This window comes from Paenibacillus sp. 79R4 (genome assembly GCF_013393165.1).
Taxonomy (GTDB): domain Bacteria; phylum Bacillota; class Bacilli; order Paenibacillales; family Paenibacillaceae; genus Fontibacillus.
In genome coordinates, this window is record NZ_QJOT01000009.1 from 152,653 (window position 1) to 169,606 (window position 16,954).

The following is a 16,954-nucleotide window of genomic DNA, read 5'->3' on the forward strand; positions in this document are numbered from 1 at the left end:
TAATCTATTAAATGCTCCGCATATTTCATTGCTTGGACCTATGTATAACGACTTTAGAAATAGGTGGAGCAACATAGATGGATGACCTGTGCATTTTGATTCAGGAAGCATAGGATGATAGAAATCATAAAGATTGCTGGAGGGCACGATATGTCCATTTTACGATTGAATTCGGTTGAACATGGCACAATAGATTCTCGATTCATTCAAGGTTTTGACTTGGAGCTATCCAATCTGGGTAGCGAAGGATTTGAGATGCTAATTACGGTCTATACGCCGCAGGGCTTATTATATCGCGGGTTGTACCATTTAGCTCAGGGTGTTCATGTAATCATTCCGCGTATTACAACTCAATTCTCACCGTTTCAGTTGATCATGGTGACGAACATCAATAAGTATGACACCACAGCAGTGACCGTCAGGGCTTGGAATGGCGTGCACCCCGTAGCTATCTTTACGCAAGAGGAAGCTGTCAGAATTAATTAGGCGTCTGGAGGTGGATGCACTGAATATCCTGTTTGTATTTTACGTCCCGAGCGGGGGGATGGATTCGATTAATCGGCAGCGCTGTCGGGCATTGAGGCGATACGGAATCCAAGCGGATTGTCTGTATTACAATTGGGGGGCAGGGATGCAGAATCCCACTGATTTTCCTATTTATATTACAAGTGATGATTATGAGACGAAGCAAATATTGGACCGCGGCAACTATCAGACGATTATTGTAACCACGGATCATCAGTGCTTTGAACGCTTTCGCAGGTTGGGTTATACCGGGAAATTCATTCTCGAAATTCAAGGCTACGGGCCGAAAGAGACAGCGAGGCAGAAGCTGACCGAAGCTGTCCCCATCGTCAATACACATGCCTCCGCACTGTTGAATCCACGAACACCACATATAGCCGCTTTATTTAAGGAATTGTACCCTTATATTCCGCATTTTAATTTCAACAATTGCTTTGATTCCGAATTCTTTACTTATCAGCCGGTATATAGGCCGCTCCATCCGATTATGGCCTGGGTCGGAAGGATGGAGGATAATAAAAATTGGCGGGAATTTCTCGTGATCGGCCATCAGTTGTCTTATTATTATCCCGATTTAGAGCTGCTCATGTTCGAGGATATGAACCTTTCGGTTCCATCGGAACGCGAGCAATTTATCCAAATGCTCGCTCAGCTGAATTTGCATGGCCGGGTTCGCTTGCTCTCCAATGTACCGAATTCCGAAATGCGATATTATTTCTCTACAATCGGCGAGTCTGGCGGATTCCTGATCTCCACTTCTAAGGTGGAGGGGGCGCCCCAGTCCGTCCTGGAAGCGATGAGCTGCAGATGCCCTGTATTGGCTACGAACTCGGATGGTGTTGCCACATCGATTATTCATAATGTAACCGGCAAGAGCTATGCTCTTGGCTCCATTGGCCAGGCTGTTAAAGAAGCCAGAGATTTGATAGATAATCATACCGGAAGAGAAGCTATCCGGGAAAATGGCTACCGCCATATTTGTTCAGAATTCGGGATCGATCAGTACTGCAAAAATTTCATTCATATGCTGTACAGCATTTAATATAGGGAGGGAGCTTTGATGAAGAGAGGAGCCGCAAGGGGGGGGTTCCAGCCTTTCATTATTGGACCCCAGGAAGTTACATTGACTTCGATAGATGTCAGGGGAATCGTAATAGGTCAGCGGATACAGATCAAAATTGAAGTAGGCTGGGAGAAGCCCATTCATTGGGATACCGGAGAGATGGAAATTATCATTCGCAGGGATGCTCTGGATGGACCTGTGGTGTATTGGTCACAGGAGGCATGCTTTGAGAAATGCCTGCTGATCGAGACCTATTCGGAAGCGGCGACGCAAGCGAATCATAGCTACTATTTAGGCGTACGTTCCGAGGAATCCCGGGCGATTATGACTGGACCGTATTATCTATCAGCCCTAATATAGAAAGTGAAAGGCCGAACCCCTGAAGCGATATCAGGGATCGGCTTTTTTCATATGAAATTAAGAGGCTCCAGTTCCCGGAGGATTCGGATGGGGGGCCATGGCGCTGAGATAGGTTTTCTCCAGTCCTTGCCATAAGCTATGCGATGGCTGCCATTGCAGAAGCCGGGCGGACTTGGAGTTGGATAAGCAGCTATGCTTGATGTCTCCAGGTTTATCGGGGCGATGGGTCACTTGTATGGGCTGAGAATGTAGTATACCCAAAAGGCCGATCATTTCATTTAGAGAAGTACGTCTCGCTGTACTGGCATGAGCAATACCCCGATATTCACAATCGGCAGCTGCAATAATTGCACTTACGATGTCCTCAACGTAGATAAAATCACGTGTTTGCTCACCATCTCCATTGACAGTGAGCGGAAGCCCTTTTTTTAACTTATCCATAAAAATAGCGATTACACCGCCCTCTCCTTTGGGAGTTTGACCGGGCCCGTAGACATTAGCAAGACGAAGTATCGTGTAAGGAAGATCAAATAAGCGATCGAACAAGGCAATATATTGCTCCGCAGCCCATTTAGACAAGCCATAGAAAGAAATTGGCTTAGCTGGATCAGATTCAACGAGAAGCTCCCGGCTGTTCTCGCCGTAAACCCCTGATGTTGATGTAAATACCAGCTTGCCAACCTTGGCTTCCCGGCAAGCCTTCAAGATATTTAAGGTCCCATTCACATTGATATCCAGATCCGCTGCCGGATCGAGAACGGAGCGTTGAACATCGGCCTGAGCGGCCAAGTGCACCACAATTGAGGGGCGGATTGTCGCGATCAGATCTGCGGCATCCAACGAACGGATATCCAGCACATGCAGCTTGGCTTCCGAATGAACATGCTCAATATGACCTGTGCTAAGGTCGTCAATGACATGAACCTGATTCCCCAGGCCGATTAAGTGTCGTACCAGATGGGAACCAATAAATCCAGCTCCGCCTGTCACTACTACTTTCTTCAAGTTATTAGCCTCCCTTAAAATCCGCATAATATGTATCGTATGTGGGGGAGGAATTATTGGCGCCAGGCATGGGCAGTCGGTTAAGTTTACCTGAATTTCGTATGCGCGATAAGAGCATCCTAAGTTCTGTTCATCATAAAATTATATCGTTGGAGGATGACTATATGCGCAAAATCATTAGCTTATCGCTCTCCGCTGCTTTAATCGCCGGAATGGTGAGTATTACTGGTTGCGGTACGACAACGAAAAATAACAATGTTCGCACGCAGAGCTTACGCCAGACCGAGCATCGTTATGACGTGAATTCCATTAAGCCGGGAAATCGCATGTTCACACGCAGTGCCGGACACGGAACGACGCACCGCGTTCATTCTCTGAAATCCAGCCCCATATTAAGCAATAAAATATCCGGATTATCCGATGTACAGACCGCACATGTATTAGTATCGGATCGTGATGCTTATGTCGCGGTAACGATGCATAATCACAACGGGGTCAACCGTAGCTCCGACATCTCCGCCAAAGGTTTAGGCGCACCATTAAGTCCTTCAGGAATGATGGGGGGGACTAATATGAATGGTACTACAGGCAATTATGGTGCTTACGGTATGAATGGCACTTATGGAACCAATGGGCTGCATGGAGTTAATACGAACGGGCTTAATGGAACTCTTGGAAATCGAACCAATGGATTTGATGGAACCTATGGGAATCATGGAAACACCGGTATGGGGGGGACCCACGGAACATATAATTTCATGTCCAGCGGCACCCATCACGGGATAAGAAACAATACAATGAGTCCGTTCAGCACGAATGCCACGGGGGGCACGGGGAATGTAAGGGATTATATTCCACAGCAAGTTAAAGATGAAATTACGAACAAAATCAAGAAAACAGCCCCTCATATTCAGAATGTCTATATCTCTTCGGACCCTGACTTTGTAACAGGTGTGGGTGGATATACGACTAAATCACGTGACGGAGCAACCTTGAACGGTTATGTACGTGATTTTGAACGGATGGTGGAGCGAATCTTCCCGGGGCGTGCAGGAACGATGACGGGTCCTAACGGGTATACGCCAAGCGGTGTTAACGGATTATCCACCGATGGCTATCGCACGAATATGAACCGCTAAATTATAGATCCACGTAAAAAAGAGGCTCCCTATGGTATATAAGGAGCCTCTAACTTATTTTCTCTTATTCCTGAAATTGACGGCCTTTGATCCAGATTTGCTGCAGTTCCAGATCATGATCTACCAGCAACAGGTCGGCTTGTTTGCCGGTTTCAATGGTGCCGGTGATGTGGTCCATACGAAGCAATCTGGCCGGGTTCCCGCTGGCTGCCTCGGAAGCTCTCTCGATGGACAAACCGACTTCCAGTACAAGATAGCGGAAGCCGCGAATCATCGTAAGCGTACTGCCGGCGAGTGTTCCTTCGCTTTCCTTTAAAGTACATACATTGTCCTTAACAACCACGGGCAGGTCGCCCAGCATATAATCGCCATTCCCTAGTCCAGCTGCAGACATCGCATCGGTAATTAACAGCAAGTTATGATCTGTCTTCACGCTGGCCAGCAATTTAATGGCGGCTTTGTGCACATGAATACCGTCGGCGATAATCTCTGCGCTAATGGCTGGTGTGCTGAGAATCGCACCCGCTGTGCCCGGCTTGCGATGATGCAGCGGAGTCATGGCATTGAACATATGAACGGAGTGGTTCAGGCCTACAGCTTGAGCAGACATAATGTCTTCATAGGTTGCGTCCGTATGACCTGCGGCAGCGGCGATTCCCTTCTTGCGCAAGAAACGGATAAGCTCATGTGAACCCTCGCGCTCCGGTGCGAACGTAACTTGCTTGATCAATCCGGGATATTGCTCTTCCCATTGCTCGATCCAATCTTTGTTTGGCGGAACGATATGGGCCGGATTCTGGGCGCCAGGCCATTTCGGGCTGATAAAGGGTCCTTCCAGATGGACACCGCCGAGCTGAGCATACGGCATATCCTTCTCCATATAGTTCTGCACTTCAGCTAATACCTCATCAAGAACTTCCTTCGGCATGGTCATCGTCGTGGCCAGCATAGTAGTTGTTCCTTGGCTCGCATGCAGCTTGGTGATCGCGTCTATACCCGCTTTACTTGGCTTAGAGAAGTCCTCCAACATGCCGCCATGTACGTGGACATCAATAAATCCGGGCAGAATGTATTTTCCGGCTGCATCGATGGTTTCCAATTGGGCCGCATCCAGTGGGGTGCCCGAGGTTGAGCCTACATAGGTAATAATCCCGTTCTCGACGGTAACAGCGCCGTCCTCGATGATCCCTTTCGGAGTAACGATTTTGCCGTTTACAATTTGAAAATTATAGTTGCTCATTATACAAGACTCCCTGCTTCTTGGTCTAGAATAACTACCACATTAGGATGAGTCTGCAAGAACGAGGCTGGGCATTTCGTCGTAATCGGTCCCTTGAGCGCCTTGGCGACGATCTCCGCCTTATCTTTCCCTTTAGCCATTAACAGAATTTGCTTCGCCTTCAGGATCGAGCCGATGCCCATCGTAATGGCATGGGTAGGTACGTCCTCGATGGAATCGAAGAAACGTGCGTTAGCCTGGCGTGTAAGTTCATCCAAGCTCACGACATGCGTCTGGCCTTGCAGATCTTCATCAGGCTCATTGAATCCGATATGACCGTTATGACCAAGGCCAAGCAATTGCAGATCAACCTGGCCTGCTTCGTCCAGCAGACGGTTGTACTCGTCGGCAGCTTGCTCCGCATTGCTGGAATTGCCAGAAGGAACGTGCGTGTTCTTCAGCGGAATATCAATATGGTTAAACAGCTTTTCGTTCATGAAACGTCTGTAGCTCTCCGGATGATCCTCAGGGAGCCCGATATATTCGTCCAGATTGTAGCTGCTGGCCAGCTTGAAGCTTACAACGCCTTCCTTGTAAAGCTCGATCAGTCTCTGGTACAGGCCTACCGGCGTGCTGCCTGTAGCCAAACCAAGCTTGGCCCTCGGGTTGGTCTGTACCAGGCTGGCGATGATGCCTGCACCTGTCTCATTAAACTGCTGCTCATTGTTAACTTTAATAATATTTATCATTATTAATAACCTCCTTGTCGTTTCCTATAGGTTTGAACATTTTGATAAGAATTTTCCAGCTTGGGAATGAAATCTTCGAATTCCGTACTTACCATGCCAGTGAACAGAATATCGATGACGTGCAGTTGGGCGATGCGGGATGCCATATCACCGCGCCGCATACCTTTCTCTAATGAAGAAGAGAATAAGGATACGTCGGCAAAGGAAGCGAGTTGATTGTTTCCGTATTGGGTCAGTGAGACTGTGGTGGCGCTGCTATCCTTAGCGCATCTGAGCGCATCGATGGTCTCCGGGGTCTCTCCGGAATAGGAGATAGCCAGGGCGACATCCTCTTCCCCTAGTGTGGAAGCAGAAGTGATCTGCATATGCGAATCCGAGAAAGCGGTACAGTTCTTGCCAATCCGAATTAACTTCTGGTAGAAATCCTGGGCGATGATGGACGATGTTGCAACCCCATACAGATCGATTCTCTTCGCTCTGCACAGTATTTGCACAGCCCGCTCAAGTTCATTCATATCAAGCAGCCTAGTCGTATCTGTAATGGAGGCTAGATGATTGGCTTCGATCGCCCTGACGATTTCCTGCAAGTCATTGCCAGCCTTCAAATCCTGATACTGATTGACATCTGTCTTCTGACCGAGTTCGCCAGCGAGCTTCATTTTAAAATCGGGAAATCCCTTGAAATGGAAAGTTTTACAAAAACGCGTTACGGTTGACGGGCTAATGCTGCAAGCGTAAGCGAGTTCGGTAATACCGAGATGAATGACGGAGGAAGGGGCCTGCAAAATATATTCTCCAAGCCTGCGCTCTTGGGGAGGTAAATTGTCCAGATTGCTGGAGAGCGCATGCAAGATTGGAGTGAGCATTGGAATCACCCTCTTTAATGTGAAATAATGATGAAAATTATTTTTGTTATTATTACTAAATGCGTGAAAATTATTTCGACCTCATCATAGTTCATTTTGCCGATAAAATCAAGTGATTACAGCACACCAGGCCGGAAATTATGACACATTCCTTGTATTTTCGACGCTCCCATAATACACTTGAAGCAGGCATTACGATTCGAAGAGGGGGATTAACATTGGATTCGAATCTTGATGAATATGTAGAGCGGCTAATGACTGGCTGGTCCAGAACTTTCAAGAGGATGCAGACTGAAATTATGCAGCACCGGGAGCTTGGATTAACAGGACCTCAGTTCCATATGCTTGCTTTGATTGCTCGAACTGATCCATGCAATGTCAGTTACTTGGCTGATGCACTGGAAGTTAAGCCTAGCGCGATTACTGTTATGGTTGACCGCCTCGTTCAGAGCGGATATGTGCAGCGCCGTCACGATGAGCAGGACCGCAGGTCAGTGCTTTTGTCGGTAACCGACAAGGGGGCCGAGGTATTTGCAGAGGCCGGGAGGAAGTCGAGGGAAGTGGTTCGACGTTATCTTCAGGACCTGGAGCCCCATGAGCTGGAGGTTTTGATTCAGGTAGTTGAGAAGCTAGGATCGGCTGGGCATTCTGATGTGTCTGTATGTAAAATGAAGTAATTTTCATGCAAATAGAAAACCGCCTTTGACGGAACCGTCAAAGAGCGGTTTTTTATTTGAGCAATTATGAAACAGAGGCGGTTTTAGGTGTGTCTGTACGCTTGCTTCTTGTGAGCTGCCAGATAATGAAGAGCAGTGCCACCAGCTGTGGAATCAGGGTCTCCCAAGTAGGATAGGCTCCAATCCAACCTGCTGAAGGAAGCCATGCCTGGCTGTGGGCCGGGAGTAATCCGGCAATTTGCAGAGAGTGGATGCTCTCTCCAAGGAAGCGGATAACCAGATAGTAGATTAGCAGAGTAGCGCAAAGCATAAATGGCCGGATCGGTAGCTTAATGCCGAAATAGATCAGGCAGAAGCCCAGAACGATCAGAACGATCAGTGCTCCCAGAATTCCAATAATCAGCTGATGCGGTTCAATAGAAGGGACCATGCCGATATAAAAAATCGCCGTCTCGGCTCCTTCCCGCAATATAGCCAAGGCGGATAGAAGGAATAGGGACCAGCGGCTACCGCGCTGAACCGCACCGCGGGTCCGCTCAGATAAATACTGATTCCAGGCCTTGACGTTGGATTTGCTGTGCAGCCACCAGCCAACCGTAAGCATCATAGCGACTGCGAATAGTCCTATGAAGCCTTCAATCATTTCTCTTGCGCCACCTGCGATGGCTTGCGAGATGGTATAGGTCAGAATGATAGCCAGAATCACCGAAATCAATAGTCCGGTTCCCGCTCCAGCCCAAACGGAGGTACGCAGTGCAGCATCCTTGGAGCGGTTCACAAAGGCCAGCAGGGCGGTTAACACCAGCAGAGCCTCAAAGCCTTCCCGAAGAAGAATTAACGCCGCATCCCAGGCGGTATAGGTTGAGCGTTCGGCCAGCGGCTGAAGATCCCGGATCATCGTCTCGATAATCTGCTCCGCTTTGTTGAGATTCGGCGGATTCGAGATCAGATAGCTCTGCGCCTCTGCCATACGGTTCTCAGTTGACGTGTACAGCTTGGCAGAAGAGACAGAGACCTCGCCTTCTACAGAAGGCCACTGCCGAATGAACTGGCTCATTTGCTCCGCTGCTTGTTCCGCATGATTGGCTGCAACAGCCTGTTTGGCTTTGTCGAGCAGCGGAAGAGTATCGGCCAAAGTGGTCTTATTTTGTGACGCAGCTGAATCCGTCAAGCTATCCAATTTGCCTTGGGTGTAATCCTGAAGCAGGCTATTCAGCGCAGTCAATTCTTTTGCGGCCTGCTCTGTTTTAACGGGAGTCGCTTGCAGCGCGATTCTGATTAAGCTCATTTGAGTCTCAATATCGCTGTATACGCTAAAGTTTCCTCCGCGGATCGGCCCTTCGAGCTTTTTCCATGTGTTCAGAATTTGCTTGTATTCAGCTTGTGCCTGCTCGACGGAACCTTGTTCCAGAGCAGATAATGTCTTTGCGCTCATCTCCAGCAGCTGGCCTGCGGATTCTTTGCCGTCCGGCTTCTCTGTCTCAGCAGAATAAGCCGAGGTATATTCGTTCACCTTCTTAGCCAATGAAGAGAGAGCCTGCTTGGCTTCGTCCTGATCCTGCGCTGCAATGGCCTGCTTCGCCGTTATTAATCCGTCTTCAATCTGCTTAGCAAGTTCGGGGGAAGCAGAGTGATCCAGAGCGTTCCAAATGCTGCTGAACTCGCTCAGCTCTGCAGCAGCCGTGTCCCAATTTGGGGTTCCTGCTTCGACAAGTGCGCCGCCAACTAGCGGGAGCAGCTTATTATAGGACGGGTTGGAAGCGTTCTCTGCGGCAGCCTCAGCCGCTGCTGCAGGAACAGACCCTAAGGCTGTCAGGATCAAGATAAACGCTATAAGAATTGCAGCCGGCTTAAGTTTTATAATAATTGAGCTTTCCTGTTTGATGTGTGGGAGTTCCATTGGACTCTCTACACCTCCTTATTAAATTAGAAGAGGTAGGTGAAACTCTCACTAGAAGAGTGTATCCCCGATATATCCGCTCTGGCGGACGCCGGGGAAACAAGCGAATAGGGCACTGCCAACATGGACGATATATTCGTTCAGCTTATCGCTGGCGGCCAGCTTTTGCTGCATCGCTATAAATTGTTTCTGGATATCCTTCTGATAACAGATGAAAAACAGGCCGGCGTCCAGCTGCCCTGTCTTCGCATCGATACCGCCGGTATAGGAATAGGCCCGGCGCAGCATTTGGATCTTGCCATCCATATGGGCAAGGCGGGAATGGGAATTAAGCGGAATAAGCGGCTTGCCTGAAGAATCCTTCGCTTCCAGATCAAGCGGATCGAATTCATCCCTGGACCCGATCGGAGCTCCGGAGTCGCGATAACGGCCGAAGGTCTGCTCTTGATCGCTTAAGGGGGAACGATCCCATATTTCGATCCGCATCCGGATACGACGTGCTACCATGTAGCTGCCGCCTTGCATCCAGTTCGCTACGTTGTCAGCGCCGGCCCATACGATCTCATTCATGGCTTGCCCATCCTGAGTATCCGGATTTCCGGTTCCATCCTTGAAGCCCAGCAAATTGCGCGGCGTACCTCCGCTTGGGTCAGCCGCAGAGCTGCGCTGGAAACCTTCCTGCATCCAGCGCATTACGGCGGTTCCACGCGCGATTCTGGCCAGATTGCGTACAGCATGGAAGGCCACTTGCATATCATCCGCACATACCTGAACACCGATATCGCCGCCGCACCACTCCGGCAGCAGAGCATCTCCGCGGAAGGAAGGGAGCTCATCGAATGAAGCAGGTTTCTTTGACGATAAGCCATAACGGCTATCAAAGAAGGAAGGGCCAACTCCAAAGGTGATTGTCAGCTTGGAAGTTGTTAGTCCCGCGGCTTCACCGGTATCCGAAGGGGGGAGATTCTGGTTATTATTAGCGTTGCCTAGCATCTGACCAGAGGTCATTAGGGAGGCGGATTCTGTCCACAACTGGAATAACTTTCGCACCTCAGACAGCGAATTCGTGGTCAAATCAAAGGATGCAAAGCATAGAAAGTTCTGCGCTGGGGTAATAATTCCGGCTTGATGTTGATCATAGAAGGGGATCTGTTCCATTGAAGCAATGCGATTGTGGTTTTGCCTGGAAGAGGGTGACAGCTTTTCTTTAGCCGCGAGCAGCCCGTAGCCGCCACCGCCTCCCAGAAGCAGACCGATCCCTCCGATACCTGCATATTTCAGCACCTCACGTCGGCTTATTTTCTTGGAGAAAAGGCCCTGTGTTTGGTCTTTTACGTCTTGATTAGCGCGAATGTTTGATGCATGTGAATCCACTTCTGGTTCATGGTTAGTCATACTTTTACACTCCCAGCAGAGTACCCATTTGGGACAGCGGCTCGGCTAAGGCATCGAGATTCTGGCTTAGCTTGCGCACATCCTGATCCTGCAGCTGCTCATAACTAACGTAGCCATCGCCTTGTTGAAAGGGTGCTAATTCCTGCTCAAGGGCTGAGAAGCGTTCACTGATATTTTTGCTCAGTTCGGCATCCTTGGCTTTGAGCTGGGGTTCCAGAAGTTCATATATTTTCTTGGCGCCCTCCACATTGGCGGCGAAATCGTAAAGGTCTGTATGAGAGTAACGCTCCTCTTCACCTGTAACCTTGGAAGTAGACACTTCGTTAAGCAGTTCTACGGCGCCGGTAACAAGCAGGGAGGCATCGATATCCACCGTTTCCACCTTGGCACGAAGCAGCTTGGCATCGCTTAACAATTGATCAGCGATATCCTCTTGTCCGGCTGTTGTGTTATTCTCCCACAAAGCTTGTTCCAGCTTGTGGAAGCCGCGCCACTCTGAGCTGTCTACGTCGCCGTCTCTGGCATCGATATTAGGATCAAGATCGCCCAGCGCTTCAGCAATCGGTTCGATTCGTTCATAATACATGCGTGCCGGGGCATAGAGAGACTTGGCAGTCTCGAGATCACCGTCTTTCATCGCAGCCGTAAATTTGGCTGTCTCAGTAACGAAGGCATCGCATTGCTGGATCACATATTCGCGGTATTGATCGATGGCTTGCTTGAAATCATCTTCATTCGAATTCGAAGCAGCCGCGGAATTAGCCGTGTTGTTTACGGTCGCCGCGTTATTGACCGAAGCTCCCTGGTTTGCATTCTTATCTCCGGCGTTGCATCCGGATAGCAGGAGAATTGCCGATATGGCTGCTGCTGGAAGCGCGTAATATATTTTCATGATCATAGACACCCCTTGGTATAAGTATCGAAAGTTAAATGAGTCTTATTGATAATGATTATCACTTTCGATTACATATATTAATAGGAAGGATTCCACCCGTCAATAGAAATTTTCGCGGCGGTTAAGGTCAGCGTTAATCTGCAGAATAGAGATGGTCTGGAAATAAAGCGCCTATTTTACTTCCTTACGGCACCAATAAACCGATCTCTTCATAAAATGTGTTGACTGTATCCCTTAACCTTGTAAACCACAAAACCCGAGCAAGGAGGGGTGACGCATATTGAAAAGTAGCGATCGTAACAGCAAATTTCTGTTAACTCATCGTGAACGGGAAGTTTTCGAACTCCTCGTGCAGGATAAAACGACACGCGACATTGCCGGCCAATTATTCATCAGTGAAAAGACCGTCCGAAACCATATCTCTAATGTCATGCAAAAGCTTAATGTCAAGGGTCGCGCGCAGGCGGTTGTTGAGCTGATCAAGCTTGGGGAGCTAAAAATCTGACGGTTTTACCAAGGGCGCAGAGAACATGGACCTTCCTTTTCCCTCCATAGCGGGAAGAAAGGGGAGGTTTTTTGTTTTATTTTATCTTCCTGGCCCATGCTGGGCGTACAAAAAAACAAGGCCATCGTTTCATCGACAGCCTTGCTCGTTATAGGACATTTCATTCTTGTCTTAGGCTTGCTTCACCGCGCCCATTCGCATGAACATCTTGATAATCTCGTTTATGATGAGCGGAAGCAAGGACAAACCAATGACTACTCCCCAATCAACGAGGGATAGATTGTGCACTTGGAATGCCGCCGCCAGGAATGGAATGCTGATCGAGGCAAACTGGAGAATCAGACCCGCCGCGACCGCGCCAACCAGAAACTTGTTGGATAACAAGCCGATCTGGAAAATTGATTTCGTGTCGCTCCGCTTGGAGAACGAGTAAAACAACTGCGATGCGGCAAGAACAACAAAGGCCATTGTCCGGGCATAAGTCATCGCCTCTTCGGAGATATTCGCCGAGTTCAGGCTAAAGCCATGCTCTCTTAATCCCAGGTAAAAGGCAACTAAAGTTAAAGCTCCGATCAGAACGCCGCCAAGAATGGCCCGGAATGCCGCACCACCGGCAAAAAAGCTTTCCTTGGGATCTCTCGGCTTTCGCTTCATCACATCCTTTTCGCCTGGATCCACACCCAGCGCGATAGCCGGCAGCGTATCTGTGACCAGGTTGACCCAGAGAATCTGCGTAGCCAATAGCGGCAGTGGCCAGAAGAACAAGATCGATGCCAGGATGGCAATGACCTCGCCGAAATTACAGGACAAGAGGAAAGTGACGGTCTTACGGATGTTCGAGTAGATATTTCGTCCTTCCCGGATCGCATGCACAATCGTGGTGAAGTTATCATCCGTCAGGATCATGTCGCTGGCGCCCTTCGACACGTCGGTTCCGGTGATTCCCATGGCAACGCCGATGTCGGCGTTCTTTAAGGAAGGAGCATCATTTACCCCGTCACCGGTCATCGATACCGTATTTCCTTGCGCTTTGTAAGCTTTCACGATCTTCACTTTGTGCTCTGGCGAGACGCGGGCAAAGACTCGAATATTTTTGATTTTTTGCGCAAATACCTCGTCAGAGAGCTCATCAATTTCTGCACCGGTCATGCTCTGGTCGATCGAATTGGCAATGCCGAGCTCCTTGGCAATGGCTACAGCTGTGTTCCGATGGTCTCCCGTAATCATCACAGCAGTAATACCGGCCGACTTCGCCTCTTGGATAGAGTCCTTCACTTCAAGTCTCGGCGGGTCAATCATGCCGACGAAGCCCAGGATCGTTAAATCTTGTTCCATCTCATCCGCTGACAGAAGCTGTTCCGTGTCTTTGTATGCTGCGCCAAGCACTCTCAAGGCATTATCCGACATTCCCTCGGCCGCTTTCACATATTGCTGCTTCAGCTCCTCGGTTAAGGGAACCACTTCCCCGCTTACAATGGCAGAGGTTGAAATATTCAGCAATTGATCGAGGGCTCCTTTAGTATGAACACGGTAGCCTGTTCTCGTCTTGTTTAATGTGGACATGAGCTTGCGGTCGGAGTCGAAAGGCTTTTCCGAGACTCTTTTGTACTCAGCCTCCAGCGATTTCTTCATAATTTGGTTCTGTTCACCGTAAATGACGAGGGCAACCTCGGTCGGATCTCCCGTGCTTTCTCCGTTCTCATGCGTCGCATCGGAACAGAGCACGAATGATTTAATTAACTCCACCGGAGGTTCATCACCGAGGGGAGTAGCGGTGTAGTACTTGACGACCGTCATTTTATTTTGCGTTAGCGTACCTGTCTTGTCGGAACAAATAATATTGACAGAGCCCAGCGTCTCTACAGCGGGAAGTTTCTTCACGATAGCGTTGATTCTGGACATTCTGGTTACGCCTAGTGCAAGCACAATCGCAACAATCGCCGGAAGGCCTTCCGGAATCGCTGCCACAGCCAAGCTGATGGCTGTCAGGAATAACTCAAATATATCGCGCTTCTGAATAAGACCGATAACGAAAATCAGCACGCATATGCCTATAGCGATGAAGCCCAGCATCTTGCCAAGCTCTTCAAGCTTCTTCTGCAACGGGGTCATCTCATGGATGTCTTCATCCAGAATCGTCGCGATTTTCCCCATTTCTGTGTTCATCCCTGTAGCTACGGCAATGCCTTCCCCTCTTCCATAGGTTACCAGGGTAGACATGAAGGCCATGTTGGACATATCCCCAATTGGAGTCTTGGGATCTTCGAACAGAGAAGCGGCATCCTTATCCGAAGGCAGGGACTCCCCAGTTAAAGCGGATTCCTCAATCTGCAAGTTGGCGCTCTCGAGCAGTCTGAGATCAGCCGGTATGTATCGACCCGCATCCAGTATCACAATGTCCCCGGGAACGATATCCTCGGAATTGATCTCCTTCACTTCTCCTTGACGGCGAACGAGCGACTTGGGCGTAGTCATTTGCTGAAGGGCCTCAATAGCCTTTTCCGCCTTGTGCTCCTGGAATACGCCGATCAGTGCATTGAGCAGAACAACAGCCAGAATAATGATGGCATCCACATATTCCCCTACGATAAGGGTTACTACCGCTGCGCCCAATAGCACATAAATGAGCATATCCTTTAACTGGGCCAGAAACAGAGCGAGCATGCTTTTTTTCGGTTTGCCCCTTAGTTTGTTTGGCCCGTGCTGCTCCAGCCTCGCGCTTACTTCTTCCTCTGAAAGCCCAACCGCCGGATTGACTTGCAGCTCCTTAAGCACTTCTTCCTGCGATTTTGAATGCCACATCCAAGAAACACCTCTTATTTTTGATAAAATGCAAGTTTGTGTTATCTACATTGTAACCTCATCGATCAGAAGTAATCGATTGGATTATTACTATATACGATCCAGCACGTAAATTTACTCAAACTCATTTCAGCAGGAAGCTCAGATGGGCTTTTATAGAAGCCTTCCAGCGTTGTGTCCAGCGTTATGCGTCCAATCATTATGCTGTGGAGCGGGCAGATCTACGGGCGCAATTCAGCGTCTGAGGGCATATCTCCGCCAAGATCCAGCTTGGGAAGTTAAATCTGACGGTTTAATCGAGGTCGCCGAGTTCTTGGACCTTCTTTTTCTTCCGGTTGGAAGAAAGACGGAGGTTTTTTGTGCAAAAAAAGACTATCCGCCCGTCATCCGTAAATGACCTGGCGGATAGCCTTTTTGCGATTACATCCCGCAGCTACAGGGATTTCAGATATTCAACGATGGTCAGCAGACCTTTGTCGAAGTTTTCAAGGTTGAAGTGCTCGTTTGGTGCATGCAGGTTCTCGTCAGGAAGACCAAAGCCCATCATGACAGCCGGAGCTTCAAGAACACGGGACAAGGTCTCTACGATCGGGATCGAGCCGCCGTCCTTGGTGAACAAAGCGCGCGTCCCATACACTTTCTCATAAGCGTCAGCAGCCTTTTGCAGCATTGGAATCTCCGGATCTATATTGAAGGCGTGAGCTTTTTCCATCTGCTTCACGACCAGCTTGGCGCCGGGCTGCACACGCTGTTGCAGGTGAACATCGATCTTATCGAGAATATCCTGCGGGTCTTGATCGCCAACCAGACGGCAAGTAATCTTGGCATGAGCTTCCTTCGGAATTACGGTTTTGCTGCCCTCGCCTTGGAAACCGCCGTATACCCCATTCAGCTCCAAGGTTGGACGAACACCGGTACGTTCTGCGAAGCTGTAGCCTTCTTCGCCATACAACGTCTCCAGGCCGAGACTTGCTGCAAGCTTGTTCTCATCCAGCCCGCGCTTGGAGATCTCCTCTCTCAATTCAACAGGCAGCTCAGGCGTGCCTTTATAGAAGCCTTCCACAGCCACGCGTCCTTTGTCGTCATGCAGGGAAGCAAGCAAAGCCACGAGCGCATGCAGCGCATTAGGAACTCCGCCGCCAAATGTACCGGAGTGCAGGTCCGTATTTGCCGTATGCACGCTAACTTCCAGGGAGCAAAGACCACGAAGTCCCGTGCAGATGGCCGGCTTGCCAGGCTCAAGCAGTGAAGTATCGGAGATGACCACGACGTCGGCTGCCAGTTTGTCCTGATTTTTCTCCAGGAAAATAGGAAGATTCGGGCTGCCAACCTCTTCTTCACCCTCGATGCAGAATTTGATATTTACAGGAAGCTCTTTCTCTTGCTTGAGGATCGCTTCTACAGCTTTGATATGTAGGAACATTTGTCCTTTGTCGTCGGTAGCGCCGCGAGCGTATAGCTTGCCGTCACGGATCGAAGGCTCGAATGGCGGCGTATCCCACAGATTGAGCGGGTCAACGGGCTGCACATCATAGTGCCCGTATACGAGTACCGTTGGCTTTCCAGGGGCGTGCAAATATTCGCCAGTTACGATAGGATGTCCAGCCGTAGGGTTAACCTCTACGTTCTCCATTCCCGCTTGACGAAGCGAGCCTGCAATCCATTCAGCCGCCTTCTGTACATCACCTTTATGATCAGACAGTGCCGAGATGCTAGCGATTTTCAACAGTTCCGTCAGCTCATCCAGATGAGTCTGGCGGTTATTTTGGAAATAATTTTGATAATCCATTTTTTCAGTTCCTCCCGAACGTGTTTTCCTTATCATTTTACTACTTTTTGAGCCAGAACAGAAAT

At 49.2% G+C, this 16,954-nt stretch carries 15 protein-coding genes; 6 read left to right on the forward strand and 9 right to left on the reverse strand.

Annotated features, from left to right (window positions below; translation table 11 throughout):
- Positions 1 to 150: 150 nt before the first annotated feature.
- The 3 genes from DMN77_RS14775 to DMN77_RS14785 are packed head-to-tail and all read left to right on the forward strand — an operon-like array spanning position 151 to position 1,948.
- Complete coding sequence (locus DMN77_RS14775) at positions 151 to 486, forward strand: hypothetical protein (RefSeq protein WP_069188257.1); 336 nt, start codon at positions 151 to 153, stop codon at positions 484 to 486.
- A 10-nt stretch (positions 487 to 496) separates the two neighbouring features.
- Positions 497 to 1,567 (forward strand): glycosyltransferase family 4 protein, encoded by a 1,071-nt coding sequence (locus DMN77_RS14780; RefSeq protein WP_372775963.1) that lies wholly within the window; start codon positions 497 to 499, stop codon positions 1,565 to 1,567.
- A gap of 18 nt (positions 1,568 to 1,585) precedes the next feature.
- Positions 1,586 to 1,948 (forward strand): hypothetical protein, encoded by a 363-nt coding sequence (locus DMN77_RS14785; RefSeq protein WP_068777900.1) that lies wholly within the window; start codon positions 1,586 to 1,588, stop codon positions 1,946 to 1,948.
- A gap of 57 nt (positions 1,949 to 2,005) precedes the next feature.
- Here the strand turns inward: DMN77_RS14785 and DMN77_RS14790 are convergent, their stop codons facing one another.
- Positions 2,006 to 2,953, reverse strand: coding sequence for an NAD-dependent epimerase/dehydratase family protein (locus DMN77_RS14790; RefSeq protein ID WP_229520695.1), 948 nt, complete (start codon positions 2,951 to 2,953; stop codon positions 2,006 to 2,008).
- A gap of 164 nt (positions 2,954 to 3,117) precedes the next feature.
- On the opposite strand from DMN77_RS14790, the gene DMN77_RS14795 reads away from it, so the two are divergent.
- Positions 3,118 to 4,092: a YhcN/YlaJ family sporulation lipoprotein gene (locus tag DMN77_RS14795; protein WP_179015541.1), complete on the forward strand. Its 975-nt coding sequence runs from the start codon at positions 3,118 to 3,120 to the stop codon at positions 4,090 to 4,092.
- Between the two features lie 64 nt (positions 4,093 to 4,156).
- Here DMN77_RS14795 and nagA read toward each other — a convergent pair whose 3' ends face one another.
- From nagA to DMN77_RS14810, 3 genes are read right to left on the reverse strand one after another with little or no spacing between them, the layout of a single operon-like run.
- Positions 4,157 to 5,332 carry an N-acetylglucosamine-6-phosphate deacetylase gene (gene nagA, locus DMN77_RS14800; protein ID WP_068777897.1) on the reverse strand — a complete coding sequence of 392 codons (1,176 nt, stop codon included), beginning with the start codon at positions 5,330 to 5,332 and terminating at the stop codon, positions 4,157 to 4,159.
- Positions 5,332 to 6,060: a glucosamine-6-phosphate deaminase gene (nagB, locus tag DMN77_RS14805; protein WP_179015542.1), complete on the reverse strand. Its 729-nt coding sequence runs from the start codon at positions 6,058 to 6,060 to the stop codon at positions 5,332 to 5,334. The genes nagA and nagB overlap by 1 nt, the downstream gene beginning before the upstream one ends.
- A gap of 2 nt (positions 6,061 to 6,062) precedes the next feature.
- Positions 6,063 to 6,926: a MurR/RpiR family transcriptional regulator gene (locus DMN77_RS14810; protein WP_179015543.1), complete on the reverse strand. Its 864-nt coding sequence runs from the start codon at positions 6,924 to 6,926 to the stop codon at positions 6,063 to 6,065.
- A 218-nt stretch (positions 6,927 to 7,144) separates the two neighbouring features.
- Here DMN77_RS14810 and DMN77_RS14815 point away from each other — a divergent pair, with 218 nt between their 5' ends.
- The gene (locus tag DMN77_RS14815; RefSeq protein ID WP_229520685.1) at positions 7,145 to 7,603 is read left to right on the forward strand and encodes a MarR family winged helix-turn-helix transcriptional regulator; all 459 of its coding nucleotides are present in this window, start codon (positions 7,145 to 7,147) and stop codon (positions 7,601 to 7,603) included.
- Positions 7,604 to 7,667: 64 nt separating this feature from the next.
- Here DMN77_RS14815 and DMN77_RS14820 read toward each other — a convergent pair whose 3' ends face one another.
- From DMN77_RS14820 to efeO, 3 genes are read right to left on the reverse strand one after another with little or no spacing between them, the layout of a single operon-like run.
- A complete protein-coding gene (locus DMN77_RS14820) occupies positions 7,668 to 9,503 on the reverse strand; it encodes an FTR1 family iron permease (RefSeq protein WP_179015544.1) in 1,836 nt (611 codons plus the stop codon).
- 51 nt (positions 9,504 to 9,554) lie between these two features.
- A complete protein-coding gene (gene efeB / locus DMN77_RS14825; protein WP_082789875.1) occupies positions 9,555 to 10,898 on the reverse strand; it encodes an iron uptake transporter deferrochelatase/peroxidase subunit in 1,344 nt (447 codons plus the stop codon).
- Positions 10,899 to 10,902: 4 nt separating this feature from the next.
- Positions 10,903 to 11,790, reverse strand: coding sequence for an iron uptake system protein EfeO (gene efeO / locus DMN77_RS14830; RefSeq protein WP_179015545.1), 888 nt, complete (start codon positions 11,788 to 11,790; stop codon positions 10,903 to 10,905).
- Positions 11,791 to 12,073: 283 nt separating this feature from the next.
- Here efeO and DMN77_RS14835 point away from each other — a divergent pair, with 283 nt between their 5' ends.
- Positions 12,074 to 12,298: a helix-turn-helix domain-containing protein gene (locus tag DMN77_RS14835; RefSeq protein WP_009225122.1), complete on the forward strand. Its 225-nt coding sequence runs from the start codon at positions 12,074 to 12,076 to the stop codon at positions 12,296 to 12,298.
- Positions 12,299 to 12,469: 171 nt separating this feature from the next.
- Here DMN77_RS14835 and DMN77_RS14840 read toward each other — a convergent pair whose 3' ends face one another.
- Positions 12,470 to 15,100 carry a cation-translocating P-type ATPase gene (locus DMN77_RS14840; RefSeq protein ID WP_179015546.1) on the reverse strand — a complete coding sequence of 877 codons (2,631 nt, stop codon included), beginning with the start codon at positions 15,098 to 15,100 and terminating at the stop codon, positions 12,470 to 12,472.
- Between the two features lie 433 nt (positions 15,101 to 15,533).
- A complete protein-coding gene (locus DMN77_RS14845) occupies positions 15,534 to 16,889 on the reverse strand; it encodes a dipeptidase (protein WP_068778180.1) in 1,356 nt (451 codons plus the stop codon).
- Positions 16,890 to 16,954 lie beyond the last annotated feature (65 nt).

Excerpts from the sequence above, each read along its gene's own strand:
- DMN77_RS14785 (WP_068777900.1), top strand. The coding sequence starts at position 1,586 with ATGAAGAGAGGAGCCGCAAGGGGGGGGTTCCAGCCTTTCATTATTGGA.
- DMN77_RS14845 (WP_068778180.1), bottom strand. The coding sequence starts at position 16,889 with ATGGATTATCAAAATTATTTCCAAAATAACCGCCAGACTCATCTGGAT.
- efeB (WP_082789875.1), bottom strand. The coding sequence starts at position 10,898 with ATGACTAACCATGAACCAGAAGTGGATTCACATGCATCAAACATTCGC.
- DMN77_RS14795 (WP_179015541.1), top strand. The coding sequence starts at position 3,118 with ATGCGCAAAATCATTAGCTTATCGCTCTCCGCTGCTTTAATCGCCGGA.
- nagB (WP_179015542.1), bottom strand. The coding sequence starts at position 6,060 with ATGATAAATATTATTAAAGTTAACAATGAGCAGCAGTTTAATGAGACA.
- nagA (WP_068777897.1), bottom strand. The coding sequence starts at position 5,332 with ATGAGCAACTATAATTTTCAAATTGTAAACGGCAAAATCGTTACTCCG.
- DMN77_RS14840 (WP_179015546.1), bottom strand. The coding sequence starts at position 15,100 with ATGTGGCATTCAAAATCGCAGGAAGAAGTGCTTAAGGAGCTGCAAGTC.
- DMN77_RS14775 (WP_069188257.1), top strand. The coding sequence starts at position 151 with ATGTCCATTTTACGATTGAATTCGGTTGAACATGGCACAATAGATTCT.
- DMN77_RS14820 (WP_179015544.1), bottom strand. The coding sequence starts at position 9,503 with ATGGAACTCCCACACATCAAACAGGAAAGCTCAATTATTATAAAACTT.
- DMN77_RS14810 (WP_179015543.1), bottom strand. The coding sequence starts at position 6,926 with ATGCTCACTCCAATCTTGCATGCGCTCTCCAGCAATCTGGACAATTTA.
- efeO (WP_179015545.1), bottom strand. The coding sequence starts at position 11,790 with ATGAAAATATATTACGCGCTTCCAGCAGCAGCCATATCGGCAATTCTC.